The 13,770-nt window shown below is 65.2% G+C and carries 10 protein-coding genes; 6 read left to right on the top strand and 4 right to left on the bottom strand.

The genetic code is table 11. From position 1 onward, the window contains the following. Positions 1-2 precede the first annotated feature (2 nt). The 6 genes from nagA to KUV72_RS17890 all read left to right on the top strand — a co-directional run bounded on the left by nagA (position 3) and on the right by KUV72_RS17890 (position 8,790). Complete coding sequence (gene nagA / locus KUV72_RS17865; RefSeq protein WP_222239276.1) at positions 3-1,139, top strand: N-acetylglucosamine-6-phosphate deacetylase; 1,137 nt, start codon at positions 3-5, stop codon at positions 1,137-1,139. Further along, positions 1,123-2,142 (top strand): SIS domain-containing protein, encoded by a 1,020-nt coding sequence (locus KUV72_RS17870; RefSeq protein ID WP_206944409.1) that lies wholly within the window; start codon positions 1,123-1,125, stop codon positions 2,140-2,142. Before nagA ends, KUV72_RS17870 begins: the two co-directional genes overlap by 17 nt. Before the next feature lie 56 nt (positions 2,143-2,198). Next, positions 2,199-4,766, top strand: coding sequence for a phosphoenolpyruvate--protein phosphotransferase (gene ptsP, locus KUV72_RS17875; RefSeq protein WP_222239277.1), 2,568 nt, complete (start codon positions 2,199-2,201; stop codon positions 4,764-4,766). After that, complete coding sequence (gene nagE, locus KUV72_RS17880) at positions 4,763-6,472, top strand: N-acetylglucosamine-specific PTS transporter subunit IIBC (protein ID WP_222239278.1); 1,710 nt, start codon at positions 4,763-4,765, stop codon at positions 6,470-6,472. The genes ptsP and nagE overlap by 4 nt, the downstream gene beginning before the upstream one ends. Before the next feature lie 201 nt (positions 6,473-6,673). After that, on the top strand, positions 6,674-7,489 hold the full coding sequence (locus KUV72_RS17885) for a Cof-type HAD-IIB family hydrolase (RefSeq protein ID WP_222239279.1): 816 nt from the start codon (positions 6,674-6,676) through the stop codon (positions 7,487-7,489). Between the two features lie 116 nt (positions 7,490-7,605). Continuing rightward, the gene (locus KUV72_RS17890; RefSeq protein WP_222239280.1) at positions 7,606-8,790 is read left to right on the top strand and encodes an AGE family epimerase/isomerase; all 1,185 of its coding nucleotides are present in this window, start codon (positions 7,606-7,608) and stop codon (positions 8,788-8,790) included. Between the two features lie 91 nt (positions 8,791-8,881). Here the strand turns inward: KUV72_RS17890 and KUV72_RS17895 are convergent, their stop codons facing one another. From KUV72_RS17895 to KUV72_RS17910, 4 genes are all read right to left on the bottom strand, one after another. Then, positions 8,882-9,937: a YcjF family protein gene (locus KUV72_RS17895; RefSeq protein ID WP_222239281.1), complete on the bottom strand. Its 1,056-nt coding sequence runs from the start codon at positions 9,935-9,937 to the stop codon at positions 8,882-8,884. After that, positions 9,934-11,337 (bottom strand): YcjX family protein, encoded by a 1,404-nt coding sequence (locus KUV72_RS17900; RefSeq protein ID WP_222239282.1) that lies wholly within the window; start codon positions 11,335-11,337, stop codon positions 9,934-9,936. The genes KUV72_RS17895 and KUV72_RS17900 overlap by 4 nt, the downstream gene beginning before the upstream one ends. A gap of 20 nt (positions 11,338-11,357) precedes the next feature. Then, positions 11,358-12,536: an MFS transporter gene (locus tag KUV72_RS17905; protein ID WP_222239342.1), complete on the bottom strand. Its 1,179-nt coding sequence runs from the start codon at positions 12,534-12,536 to the stop codon at positions 11,358-11,360. Between the two features lie 95 nt (positions 12,537-12,631). After that, positions 12,632-13,624 (bottom strand): GlxA family transcriptional regulator, encoded by a 993-nt coding sequence (locus KUV72_RS17910; RefSeq protein WP_261317555.1) that lies wholly within the window; start codon positions 13,622-13,624, stop codon positions 12,632-12,634. Positions 13,625-13,770: the final 146 nt, after the last annotated feature.

The following is a 13,770-nucleotide window of genomic DNA, read 5'->3' on the forward strand; positions in this document are numbered from 1 at the left end:
CCATGACGATCGCTGCTACCCGCTTGAGCGGCAATATATTGACCCCGGAGGGCTGGTTGCTGGGTCACATGCGGCTGGAAGATGGCCGCATTGCCGCGATAGAAGGTCGCCCCGTCGACCCTGAGCAAAACGATGCTCCGCGGCTGATCCCGGGATTCATTGACCTGCACGTGCATGGCGGCGGCGGCGCGGACGCGATGGAGGGGGCCGCCTCGGTGGCGACCCTGGCACGCACTCACCTGCGCTTTGGGACGACCAGCCTGCTGGCGACGACCATGACCGCCACTCCGGCACAGGTCCGCGCAGTGCTGCGGGAGATCTCGACCTACATGCGTGAGCCGGAGCCCCAGGCATCGCGAGTCCTGGGCGTGCATCTCGAAGGACCCTACATCAACCCTGGCAAGCTCGGTGCCCAGCCGGCCCATGCCCAGGTCGCCAGCGTGGCCGAGATGGACGAGTTGCTGGCGCTGGCCCCGATCCTGGTGGTCACACTGGCCGCCGAGATCAGCGGCCATGGTGAGGTGATTCGTCACCTCAGCGAACAGGGCGTCAAGGTTCAGCTGGGCCACACCCTGGGCAGCTACGAGGACGGGGTGGAAGCCTTGGCACATGGCGCCTGTGGCTTTACCCACCTGTTCAATGCCATGACCGGGCTGCATCACCGCAAGCCCGGCATGGCCGGTGCTGCGCTAGCCCACGCTGAGTATGCCGAGATCATCCCGGATCTGTTGCACGTTCATCCTGGGGCTATTCGCACTGCGCTTCGCTGTATCCCGCGTCTGTATGCGGTGACCGACTCCACCGCGGCGGCAGGCATGCCCGATGGCGACTACCGCCTGGGAAGCCAGACGGTCTCCAAGTGCCTGGGCGGTGTGCGCCTGGCAGACGGCACCCTGGCGGGCAGCACGCTGACGATGGATCAGGCGCTGCGCAACTTCGTCGGTCTCGGCCTCAGTCTGGCCGAGGCCTCGGATCGCTTGTCGCGTTTTCCCGCCGACTTTCTAGGGCGCACCGACGTGGGCCGCCTGGAGGTTGGCGCGCGCGCCGATGTCGTCACGCTCGATCCCCAGTTAACGCTTTCGGCTGTCCACCTGGATGGTCATCTGGTGTCAGGAGACCCCCATGTCACTCATGCTTGAAGAGGCGCTGAATGCGCCGGAACGACTGCGCGGCCAGCTGGCGCGTAACCAGACCCTGCTGCGCGATCTGGGGGAGCGGCTGCGCCATGAAGCGCCCAGCGCTGCCGTGACGGTGGCGCGGGGCAGCTCGGATCACGCCGCCAGCTATCTGGCCTATCTGTGCATGCAGGCCCGGGGGATACCGGTGGCATCGCTGCCGCCCTCCCTGTCGACGCTTGCACGCACCCCCTGGAAGCTTCAGGGACAGCTATCCATTGCCATTTCCCAGTCGGGCCAGAGCCCCGATCTAGTGGTCAGCCAGCGCGCTCTGAAGCAGGGAGGCGCTACCACTCTGGCCTTGGTCAACACCGCTGAATCGCCACTTGGGCAGGCCAGCGATATCGAGATACCGCTGTTCGCCGGAGAAGAACGCAGCGTGGCAGCCACCAAGAGCTTCCTGGCGACCCTGAGTGCTGGGGCCCAGTTGCTGGCGCACTGGAACGAGAGTGCCATGCTGCTGGGCGCACTCAACGAGCTTCCCGATCGGTTGGTAGAGGCTGCCGCTCAGGACTGGAGCCCTGCCGTGGAAGCGCTCAAGGATGTCGATCGCTTGATGGTGATTGGACGTGGCGCCGGCCTGGGGATCGCCCAGGAGGCCGCGCTCAAGTTCAAGGAAACCTGCGGTATCCAAGCCGAGCCGTTCAGCGGAGCTGAGGTCAAGCATGGGCCGATGGCGTTGATCGAGCCCGGCTACCCGGTGCTGGTGTTCGCTCCCCCAGGCGCCGAGCAGGCCGGTCTGCTGGAGCTGGCAGAATGGCTTGAAGGCGTCGGGGCCAAGGTGCTGCTCGCCGCTGACGAGAGGGTGGCCCGGCGACAGCTGACGCTGACCGGCACCAGCCATGAGGCCCTTGAGCCGCTGTCCGTCATTCAGAGCTTCTATCCGATGGTGGCACGTCTCGCCGAGGCGAGGGGGATCGATCCTGATCAGCCCCGTCACCTGCGCAAGGTGACCTGCACGGTCTAGCGCGATCCCTTCCACCCAAGCGTCCTCTCCTCAATGACAACGATACGGAGCAGATCATGGTTTTGAGCAATGTCACCCTGGTGGCGCCGGTCAAGGGGGTGGTGGTCCCCCTGGCCGACGTCCCGGATCCCGTGTTCGCCGAGGGCAGTCTCGGCCAGGGCATCGCCCTGGACCCGCTAGGCGGGTGCTTGCATGCCCCCTGTGACGGCGAAGTGGTTCAGTCTGCTCGCACCCATCATGCGTTTACCATCAGGAGTGATGAGGGCATCGAGGTCCTGGTGCACCTTGGACTCGACACCGTGATGCTCGAAGGTCGTGGTATCGAGGCCTGCGTGACCCAAGGGCAACGGGTACAGGCAGGCGAACCTCTGTGTTACTTCGACCTGGACCAGCTGGCCTGCGACGCTGCCTCGTTGGTGACGCCCATGGTCGTGCTGGATAGCGGTGAGCGCCAGTGGATCGAGCTGGAGCTGCGTGCCGGCGATATCGTACAGCGAGGGGAACCACTGATCGTGCTGGGCCCGGCAAGCTCAGCGGTGGCCGGCGGCGTCGCTGGCGTTGAGCCGGCGGGGCCAAAGCTCGAGCGCACGGTTACGCTGGCCATTGAAGCGGGACTGCACGCACGTCCGGCGGCCAGGCTCAGGGCGATTGCCCGCGACCACCAGGTCGTCATGAGCCTGGGTGCCAAGGCGCGCACCGCGAGCTCCGGCAGTGTCAGCGCACTGATGAATCTCGGGCTTGAGTGTGGCGATGCGGTGCAGATCAAGGTGGAAGGGGCCAACGCTGAGGCGGCAATGGCCAGTGCTGTTGCCCTGCTGACCACAGCGGAAGGCCATGGCGCCGGTGACATTCAGCAGGCGGCCCCCGCTGCAGGGGAGCTGGAACCTGGACAATTAGGGGGCCTGACAGCCAGTCGCGGGATGGCCAGTGGGCCGCTTTCGGTGTTGAGCGTCAGGTTGCCTGAGGTGCCGCTAGAAGGGCACGGTCGTCAGGTGGAGTGTCCACGCTTGATGGCGGCGCTGGAGCAGGTAGGGGCGCAGCTAGAGGCATCCAGGACACGCGCCTTGCGTGAAGGCCAGCAGGCCGAAGCTGAGGTGTTCGAAGCCCATCAGGCGTGGTTGGAAGATCCGGACCTGGTGGCATCGGCGGTCAGCAGGCTGGAAGAGGGGCTTAGTCCGGGGCAAGCCTGGCGTGAAGCCCTGGACGCAGAAGCCGACCGCCTTCGCGCCACCGGCAACGCCATCTTGATCGGTCGCATCGCTGACCTGAGAGACCTTCAGCGTCAAGTGATGCTGACCTTCAGTGATGGCCCGTCAACGGCCCTGGGGGAGCTGCCGGCAGACGCCATTGTCGTGGCCGATGATCTCACTCCCTCATCCTTCGTCGAGCTGTGCCAGCATGATCCGGCGGGGCTCTGCCTGGCGGCGGGCGGTACCACCTCCCACGTAGCGATCATGGCCCGCGCCCGGGGCGTGCCCTGTCTGGTGGCCATGGGCGGCGCGCTGCTTGAGGCAGCCGATGCCCATCACGGTAGCACGGTAGTGCTGGATGCCGACAAGGGGCGGCTGGAGCTGACGCCTGACCAGCCTCGTTGCGAACAGGTGGTGAAGGAGATCGCCGTCCGGGCCGCCCGCGCCGAAGAAGAACGCAGCCAGGCACACCTGGAAGCGGTGACCCGCGATAGCCGCATGGTAGAGGTCGCCGCCAATATCGGCAGCGCCGAAGAGGCCCGCCAGGCAAGCGCCAGTGGGGCGGATGGTGTCGGCCTGATGCGCAGCGAGTTTCTGTTCCTGGGGCGGGACTCGGCGCCCAGCGAAGCACAGCAGCGTGAGGAATATCAGGCCAGCGTTGATGCCCTGGGCGCCAAGCCAGTGATTATCCGCACCCTGGATATCGGCGCCGACAAGCAGCTGCCGTACCTGACGCTGCCGTCGTCACCCAACCCTGCCCTCGGGGTCCGCGGCATGCGCCTGTGGCAGTCTCACCCTGAATTGCTGGATACCCAGCTACGCGCCTTGCTGGGGGGCAAGCCGCTGCGTCATCTGCGCATCATGGTGCCGATGGTCAGCGATGCCAGCGAGCTCGAATGGGTGCGCGAGCGCATGGAGGCAATGGCGGCCGACATGCGCCTGACCGAACTGCCCCTGCTGGGAGCGATGATCGAAGTACCCAGTGCGGCGCTATGTTCCGCTGCCATGGCCAAGGTGGCTGACTTTCTGTCGATCGGTACCAACGATCTGACCCAGTATGGGCTGGCCATGGATCGCGAGGATGCGCTGCTGGCGGCCCGGGCGGATGTGCTTCACCCCGGCGTGCTGCGACTGATTCAGGCGACCCTGGCGGGCACCGGGGGGCGCTGCCCGGTGGGAGTGTGCGGAGCGGCAGCCGGCGATGAGCTTGCGGGTCCTCTGCTGGTGGCCATGGGCGTCTCCGAGCTATCGGTGGAGCCGGCCAGCGTAGCGGCGGTGAAGGCGCGCTTGCGACGCCTGGATGCCAGCGTGATCGCGCGCGAAATCGATACCCTGCTGGCGATGCCAGACGCTGCATCGGTGCGCCATGCACTGACGCAACTGGTAGAGGCCGCGCTGGTCGCCGAGACACCTTCCGAGAGGATCATGACATGACAAGCTCACTGGGCTCACGCCTGATGGCTGCGCTGCAGCTGCTGGGGCGTTCGTTGATGCTGCCGATCGCCGTCTTGCCGGTCGCCGGCCTGCTGCTGCGGCTGGGGCAGCCTGACCTTCTCGACATTGCCTTTGTGGCCAGCGCTGGCCAGGCGATCTTCGCCAACCTGGCGTTGATCTTTGCCATAGGACTGGCCGTCGGCTTTGCCGACGACAGCAATGGTGCTGCGGGCCTTGCCGGGGTGATCGGCTATCTGGTGCTGGATGCGGTGCTGGAAAGTCTCAACCCCGAGATCAACATGGGAGTGCTGGCGGGTATCATCATGGGGACCGTCGCGGGGCTACTGTACAACCGCTTCAAGGCCATCAAGCTACCCGACTATCTGGCGTTTTTTGGTGGTCGGCGTTTCGTCCCCATCGCCACCGGCCTTGCTGGCGTGGTACTGGGCATCGCCTTTGGTTGGGGCTGGCCGCCAATACAGCACGCCATCGACACCCTTGGCCATTGGCTGATTGACGCTGGCGCTTTCGGCAAGTTTGTCTACGGCGCACTCAATCGCCTGTTGATCGTCACCGGCCTGCACCACGTCCTCAACAGCTTTGTGTGGTTTGTCTTCGGCAGCTTTGGCGACGCCACCGGCGATCTCAATCGCTTCTTTGCCGGAGATCCGTCTGCCGGTGGCTTCATGGCGGGCTTCTTCCCGGTGATGATGTTTGGCCTGCCGGCGGCGGCACTGGCCATGTACCACACCGCCGACAAGGGACGTCGGGCCCAGGTCGGAGGGCTGCTGCTATCACTGGCAATGACCGCCTTCCTGACCGGGGTGACGGAACCCATCGAGTTCACCTTCATGTTCCTGGCACCGCTGCTCTACGCCTTCCATGCGGTGATGACCGGTCTCAGCATGGCCATCATGCAGTGGCTCGACGTCAAGCTGGGCTTCACCTTCTCCGCCGGGGCCTTCGACTATGCCCTGTCCTACGGTTTGTCCACCAACGGCTGGCTGATGCTGCCGGTGGGGCTGGCGATCGGTAGCATCTACTACGTGCTGTTCCGTTGGGCGATTGTGCGGTTTGACCTGCCCACGCCGGGACGCGAGCCGCTGACGCAGGACCCCCAGATGAGCGCCGCCGAACTCGGTGAGCGTGGTCCCGCCTTTACCACCGCCCTTGGAGGGGCGGCCAACCTCGAAGCGGTGGGGGCCTGTACCACCCGTCTGAGGCTGGTACTGAAACAGCCGGACCAGATCGATGAGGCAGCGCTGAAGGCACTGGGGTCTCGTGGTGTGTTGCGACTGGGTGGGGGCGGTGTGCAGGTGATCCTGGGCCCTATCGCCGACACCGTCGCCGACGAGATTCGTGCGGCCATGGCGGCTCAGGGGCAGACGCCCCCAGTGGGGGCTGATCCCGCCGAGGTCGTGGTCGCACAGAAGGTGTCCACCCCGACAAGCCTCAACGATGAGCAGGTAGCAGCCTGGCGCCGAGCCCTGGGAGGAAGTGACAACATCCGCGCGCTGGACGTTCGCGCAGCGACTCGCCTGCGTCTGGCGGTCCGTCACGATAGCGAGCTGGATGAGCAGGCCTTGGCCCAGCTGGGCTGCCACGGTGTGCTAAGGGTGGCTGAGGGCGTCTGGCATCTGGTGGTCGGCAAGGATGCGGACGCTCTGGCCGGGGGCCTGCGTGAGGCAGGCGTGGTGCCCAACTGAGCACGTCTCCCAGGAGACCTTGGCGAAGCACCCTAAGCAACGGCATGCCGAGAGGCGTGCCGTTGCTCTTTCATACGTTGCTCTTTCATACGTTGCTCTTTCGTATGTTGCTTGCAAGACGCTGTCCCTTTGTGTCGCCGGTCGATGGTGTAGACTGCTGCGATCCCTGGCCCGATCCACTTGCAACGTCCTGGAGCCTTTATGCAGCCACACTTGATCGTGTCCGACCTTGACGGCACCTTGCTGGGTGCCGATCACGACCTGGCCGCGCTGACCATTGATACCCTGCGTGCGTTGGCCGGGGAGGGGCATCGGCTGTGCCTCGCCTCAGGCAGACACCACCGGGATATGGTCGGTTTTCGCGATCGACTGGGTGGGGCGGCACACATCATCTCCAGCAACGGCGCCTGGACCCTGGATGCTGCCGGGCAGTGTGTGCGGTCTGCGCACCTGCGGCCGGAACAGGTGGAAATGCTGCTGGGCCTTCCCCGGCCGTCAGAGGTACGCCTCAACATGTACCGCGAGGATGCCTGGTTGATCGACGATCATGCCCCTGGTCTGCTGGCCCTGCATGAAGCGACTGGCTTCGAGTACCAGGTAGCGCCAACGGAGCGAATGGAGGTGCAGGGTGTAGGCAAGGTGCTCTACATCGGCGAGCCTCGTCTGCTGGCCACTATTGAAGCGGCCGCACGGGAGGCAGCAGGCGATGCCTTGCATATCACCTATTCGATGAGTCACTCGCTCGAAATCATGGCGGCAGGGGTCAACAAGGGCAGTGCCGTGTCTGCGCTGCTCGACGATCTGGGGATTCCTGCAGAGCGCTGCCTGGCCTTTGGCGACAACCTCAATGACCTGGAAATGCTGAGCCTTGCGGGCGAAGCCCACGTCATGGCCAACGCCCATCCCCAGCTGGCGCAGGATCTGCCCGGGGCGACAGTGATCGGCCATCACGCCGAAGAAGGGGTGGCGCGCTGCCTGCGCCGTCGCTTCGGGCTCGCGGATGAGCGGCACGGCTAGTTGCCGAGCCGGCCCCACCAATGCCCCAGACATGCCCCTGTCGCTGGCCTCGTGCGGGCCTTGGCGCCCAGCATGAACAGGTCATATAGCCTCGGATCACTTCTCAGGAGCGTCGGATGAACGGATACGACCCGCTGTTTCTCGACCGTCACGTGCGCGACACGATGGCCTTCTACCACCCCAGGGCGATCGATCCCCACGGTGGTTTCTTTCACTACCTGCGCGATGATGGCAGCGTCTATGACGCGGAGCATCGTCATCTGGTGTCGAGCGCGCGCTATGTCGTCACCTATGCGCGGTTTGCGCTGCACAGCGGTCAATCCGAGTATCTGCACTGGGCGCGCCACGGGCTTGCCTATCTGGAGAAGGCCCACTTTCAGACGCGCCATCAGGGCTATGCCTGGACGCTACGAGATGGCAAGCCTGAGGACACCACCCATCATTGCTACGGTCTGGCCTTCGTGCTGCTGGCCTATGCCGAGGCCTACCGGGCGGGGATTGCCGAGGCCTACGCAGGCATTGGTCGGGTTCACCGAATGCTGCAGCAGCACTTCTGGGAGCCCCAGTGGCAGCGTTTTGCCGATGAAGCGGATGAGCGTTGGCGCTTGAAGGACTACCGGGGCCAGAATGCCAACATGCATGGTTGCGAAGCGCTGATCGCAGCCTACGAGGCGACGGCTGAAACCCGCTATCTGGATCAGGCCTTGGCCATCGCGCGCTCGATCATCGGCATCAACCGCAAGCATCCACACGGGTGGATATGGGAGCACTACGATCAGCAGTGGAACCCTGACCTCGACTACAATCGGCAGGACCCCAAGCACCTGTTCCGCCCCTGGGGGTATCAGGTGGGTCACCAGACCGAGTGGGCCAAGCTGCTGGTGTTGCTGTCCCGTTACCGCGACGATGCCTGGCTGATACCTACCGCAGAGCGGTTATTCAGCAGTGCCTGTGAGGCCGGCTGGGACAAGCAGCATGGCGGGCTGGTGTATGGATGCGATCTGGACGGCGAGGTATGTGACGGCGACAAGTACTTCTGGGTACAGGCAGAGAGCTTCGCCGCGGCTGCGGTGCTGTGGGAAGTCACCGGCAAGGGCTGCTACCAGCGCTGGTATCAGCGCCTGTGGGAGTACAGCTGGCAGCATATGATGGATCATCGACACGGTGCCTGGTATCGCATCCTGTCTGCTGACAACCGCCGCTACGATGACGCCAAGAGCCCGGCCGGCAAGGTGGACTATCACACCATGGGTGCCTGTCAGGAGGTGATGGGCGTGCTGGCACGGCGCGAAGGCGGGTGAACAGAACCCACGGGGCCAGGCGTCGCTTGGCCCCGTGGGTCCGGTAGAGCTTGGTATGTATGTTGGTTTTTACGGTGGTTTGTAAGGTGATTCAGGCGTCCTTGTTGGGCGCCTCCATGCGTCTTAGCTGGCGCCACAGGTCGCGGCGAAGGTCGGCCAAACGGGGCCGCTGCTCCGGGCTGAACGTCAGCGGCCGTACCAGGCGCTGGGTCCTCAACCCCAGTCGAGCGCCGAGCAGACCCACGCCAAGGCCCTGGGCGGCGCGGGCCGAAAGGCGCCCGGCCAGATCCAGTGACAGCATCTGCACGCTGGCGTCGGTGGCGAGCTCGGTGGCGCCTGCAAAGGCCATCTGATACAGCACGCTGCGCAGCAGCTTGAGCCTGGCTGCGTAGCCCAGCTCCAGCCCGTAGAGTCGACACAACCGGTCCACCATCGCCAGGTGGCGCCATGCCACCAGGGTCATGTCCACCAGGGTCATCGGACTGACGGCGACCATGACCGCGGTTTCTCCGCTCATTCGCGATATCAGGCGCTGGGCCTCTCTATCTCTCGGCGCCAGCAAGTGGTGCGCCACCAGCTGCTGAAGGTCCTGGCCATCATGGTGCGCTTCTCGCGCCGCCTCGAAGGCATGCCAGTGGGGGTCGTCATCGCCCAGAGCGAGCTGAGTCTTGAGGCGCCGAGCCAGCGCCAGTGCCTGTTTGGGCGAGCGCTCATGCATCTGCGCCAAGGCCAGACGCAGCTGATCGTGGCGCTTCAATCGCTTCAGACGAAACAGCTCACGCATCAGCGCCATTCCGCCAAGGCCAATGGCCGTCAGTCCCAGCAGCTGCCAGCCGGTCGCCAGCAGGTCTCCCCCAGCAAGAGTCTGGGGCACGCCGGTCACCAGTTCGGCAGCGCCAAGGCCAGTAGTGGCGAGCAGCACCGTCACCAGTCCCCAGCGGCGTTTGCGAGGGCGTCCAAGGGTGCCCGCCAAGTCCACCCGATCGTCGTCGGCAGTGGCTGGCGGGGTGGGCGTCAGCGCTCGGCTGTCGACTCCTTCAGCGAAGCGCTGGCCAGGCCTGGGGTCATGGAAAGAGCCGATGGTGGCGTCATCCTGCTCGGCAAAGCGCACCGAGGGGCGCGGGTCGTTCGGCGAGTCCTGGGTCATCTGAGCTTGTCTCCGAGTAGCCAATCCAGCGCCAGATCCATGCGGATGTGGGGCAGGGCTCCTGCCGTCACCGGTTGCGGCCTGAAGGCGGTAAAGTCGAATCCCTGACGTTCCCAGAAGGCAGGGTCTGGAAGCCGGCCTGGCACCTCTCCCGGGAAGGTCAGCAGCGACTCGCCGTCCAGGGTGGTGCCCCTGAGGGCCGGCGATGTACGTCCCTGATGGGTGACCTCACGCGCCTCGGTGGCGCGAATGGAGGCCAGCGACAGTGCCTTGACCGGAATATCGGCGTACTTGAGGTTTTTCATGGGTTCCGCGAGCAGTGCCTCCAGTAGGCTGACAAGCCTGGCATGCTGATCCGGCGTGACGTGGTCCGCCTTGGTCGCGGCAATGGCCAGGCGATCGATGCGCGGTGTGAACAGGCGGCTGAACAGGCTGCGCCTGCCGTAGTTGAAACTCTGCATCAGTTGCTGCAACGCCTGGGACAGGTCCTCGAAACGTTCAGGGCCGGCGTTGAGGGCGCCCAGCACGTCGACCAGCACGATCTGGCGGTCGAATCGACGGAAGTGATCGCGGTAGAACGGCTTGACGATATGTTGCTGATAGTGGGCAAAGCGGCGTGCCAGCGTCCGATACACGCTCGACTCAGGCAAGCGTTCCAGGGTCTCGGCTGAGTGACTGTCAAGACCGGGCAGCGGAAAGAACTGCAGCACGGGGGCGCCGGCCAGCTCTCCGGGCAGCAGGAAACGCCCTGGCTGAAGGTGCGAAAAGCCCGCCTCACGGGCGGCGCGCAGTCCGCTGGCATACTGCTCGCTGATATCGGCGAGGAGAGCTTCATCCGCCTCCTGTTCGATGTCCAGTTGATCGACGCAGGCCTGCCAAGGCGCCAGCATGGCCCGTCGTGCCGGGCCGGCGCTCTCCTGCATGGCTTGCCATTGGGCCATGCTCCAGCTGGCAAAGGTGTGATCCAGCAGAGGCAGGTCCAGCAGCCATTCCCCCGGATAATCGAACAGGTCCAGGGTCAGCTCCGCGTTGTCGGCGCTGAGCCAGGATTGGCGCTGCGGACGGTAGCGAATGGTCAGGCGTAGCTCGCTGATGCCGCGGGTGGGCTCTGGCCAGCGCGGTGGAATCTGCTCCAGGCTGGCGCGAGCCTGGTCGAAAGGAAAGCGGGGCACGCCCAGGTCTCGTTGGGCCACCCGCTGGGCGCCCAGCAGACGGCCCTCACGGCTGGCAGCAAGCAAGTCCAGGCGCGCTTCCAGGCCAGCATGGCGCAGCTGGTCCACCAGCGAAGTCAGGAAGGCTGTCTTGCCCGCCCGAGACAGGCCGGTGACCGCCAGGCGTAGCTGGCGGTCTCGGCCACGTTCGATCAGATCCATCAGATCACGGGTCAGGTCCGTGGGCATTGCGGCTCCATCCTGTCAGATTACCCCCTAATCTGAGGGCGCCGTGCCGCAAAGACAAGCGATTGTAGTGCGATCAATGCCAGCGGCAGGGCTGCCATGGGAAGCAGCCACAGATTCAATGTCTGCCATCCCATCACGCCCACTAGGGGGCCTGCTGCCAGGGCAGTGATGGCGGCGGTGGTGAACACCAGAAACTCGTTGAGGGCCTGGACCCGCGCTTTTTCGGCGGGCTGATAGCATTCGGTCAGCAGGCCGGTGGCGGGCAGGAAGGTAAAGTTCCAACCGAGGCCGAGCAGCACTAGGGTAATGTTGAAGCCGGCGATGGTCGAGGGCCCCAGGGCGGTGAGTGCGCTGGCCATCAGCAGCACACAGCCCAGGGCGATCATGCTCGGGGCGCCCAGGCGCTGGGTCAATCGCCCGGTGAAGAAGGACGGCACGAACATGGCCAATACGTGCCATTGGATCGTCATCGAGACATGGTGAAACGCGTGACCGTGGGTGGCCATGGCCAAGGGCGTCGCCGTCATGGCCAGGTTCATCACCCCGTAGCCCACCATGGCGCCGAGAATGGCCAGCCATAGCTTGCTTTGCTGCAACAGCTCGGCCATGGGGCGGGCGGGCTCATCACGCGCCTGGCGGTCAACGGGGGGAAGGGGAATGACCAGCAGCAGGCCAAGGGCGATCAGATAGAGCGCCCCCAGGCCAATGAAACTGCCGAGAAACGGGGTGACCGACGCGTCTTGGCTGAATCTGGCAAGCCAGGGGCCGAAAAACGCCGCCAGCACGCCGCCCCCCATCACCAGGCCGATAGCCCTGTCCCGTGCCTGGGCCGGAGCAATCTCGATGGCGGCAAAGCGGTAGAGCTGGCCAAAGCCAATGCCGATACCGATCGCGGTGGTGGCCATCGCGAAGCCGACGAAGTTGCCGGCGACCAGCGTCACGCAGGCGGCCACGGTGCCGCCAAGTCCGATCAGGTTGCCGATCACGAAGCCGCGCTTGCGTCCCAGTCGCCCCATGATCAGTGATGCGGGCAGGGTGGCCAGCATCAAGCCAAGCCACTGGGTAGCGACCGGCAATGTCGATAGCCACGGCGTAGGAGCCAGGGCCTGGCCGATCAGCGGAGACACCGCGATCAGCAGGATGTTGCCGCTGACCAGCAGCGCTTGACACAGCGAAAGCAGAACGACGCCGGTGGGCAGTCGCGGTTGAGTGGCGTCGTGCATGTCGAGGACTCCTGTGTGGTGTATCAGATGACCGGGGGGGCCAGGCGTCGGTTGGCGTGGGGGATAACGCGTCAGCTGGCTTCGGATGACGTGCCGAAGCGAGCTCGGTAGACCGATGGTGATACGCCGTAGTGACGCTGGAACAGGCGTCGCAGCTGCTCGCTGGTGCCCAGGCGCCAGTGTGATGCCAGTTGCTCGAGTGACGACGCGCCACGAATCAGGTCCTGCCGGGCGGCCTCCAGGCGCACTCGGGTGAGGTACTCCATGGGCGTCGTGCCCAGTTGGCGACGGAACAGTCGAGACAGGTGGCGCGACGACATATGGGCCTGTTCGGCCATGCTATGCAGGTCCATATCGGTTGCCGGTGCCGCGTGCAGGCGCTCCAGCAGGGGACGCAGACGGCTGCCGCTGGCGTGTTGGCGGGCCAACAGCTCGCTGAATTGCGACTGGCCCCCAGGGCGGTGGACAAACATCACCAGTTCTCGGGCGACGGTGGCGACCACGTCTGTGCCTAGATCTGCCTCGACCAGTGACAGGGCCAGGTCGATACCCGCCGTCACCCCTGCGCTGGTGTAACGCCCGCGATCATGGACATACAGCGCATCTGCCGGCACGCGTACCTGGGGAAAGGTCTGGGCCAGGCGCTCGCAGTGCCGCCAGTGGGTGGTGGCGTCGTGATCGTCGAGCAGTCCAGCATCGGCCAGCAGAAAGGCGCCGGTACAGACCGACCCGAGCCTGTCCAGGCGTGGCGCCACTCGGTTGAGGCGCTCTCGCCAGCGGCCCTGTTGGCATTGCACAAAGACGCCGTGTCCTCCGGCCACCAGCAAGGTGGCGTTATCCACTTGGCCACCGTCGCCCGCCTCCCACTGACGCCAGCCGAGGTCCGGTCGCAGGCGTAACCCGCCGTTGGACATGACCTCGTCGCCGCGCCCGATCAGCTGGAGGCGGTAGTGGCGGCGCCCAAGCACCTCATTGGTCGTGGCGAACACCTGCCAGGGCCCCGTGACGTCGAGCATCTGGCAATCGGGGTAGGCCAGCAGGGCAACGTCTTTGATGTCCATCATCGGGGTCTCGGCATGTCGTGGAAGCCGTGTTGATGATGGCGCCTGGTGAGGGTGGCGGCAAGGACAGGTACCCCACCGATCCGGACATGGGGCTCGCAATCAGCAACGCCCCGCTCCAGTGGGGTGGAGCGAGGCGTTGTGGAGGC

Source organism: Halomonas sp. DP4Y7-1 (assembly GCF_019800705.1).
Lineage (GTDB): Bacteria > Pseudomonadota > Gammaproteobacteria > Pseudomonadales > Halomonadaceae > Halomonas > Halomonas litopenaei_A.